The following is a 326-nucleotide window of genomic DNA, read 5'->3' on the forward strand; positions in this document are numbered from 1 at the left end:
GACTCATCAGCATTTGCGGCAACAGGGGTTTAGTGATGAGCGGCACTTAGATGTGGCGGCAAGTATTGAGGTCAGCATGACTAAATTTCTAGCTGGAAGGTTAGATTTAATTTTAAATACAGAAGCTGCGATGACCTTAGCGCTGCGCCAAAGGGAGTTATCGGCCAATACAGTAATCAAGGTGTGGGAGTTACAGCAAAGTCAACGAACGCCATTATGCTTGGCAGTGAATAAACACTCTGATCCTCAATTAGTGCAAGCTCTAAAGCAGGTTTTTGATGAGAAAAATAAAAGATAAAGGGCCTGACGGCCCCTGGTTTGCAGCA

The 326-nt window shown here is 44.8% G+C and carries 1 protein-coding gene; it reads left to right on the forward strand.

Annotation, left to right across the window (positions count from 1 at the left end; all coding sequences use genetic code 11):
• Positions 1-298 (forward strand): hypothetical protein (locus tag CWB98_RS24130; protein ID WP_171045753.1); only part of this gene is annotated, 298 nt, incomplete at its 5' end.
• Positions 299-326: the final 28 nt, after the last annotated feature.

Source organism: Pseudoalteromonas rubra, assembly GCF_005887115.1.
Lineage (GTDB): Bacteria > Pseudomonadota > Gammaproteobacteria > Enterobacterales > Alteromonadaceae > Pseudoalteromonas > Pseudoalteromonas rubra_F.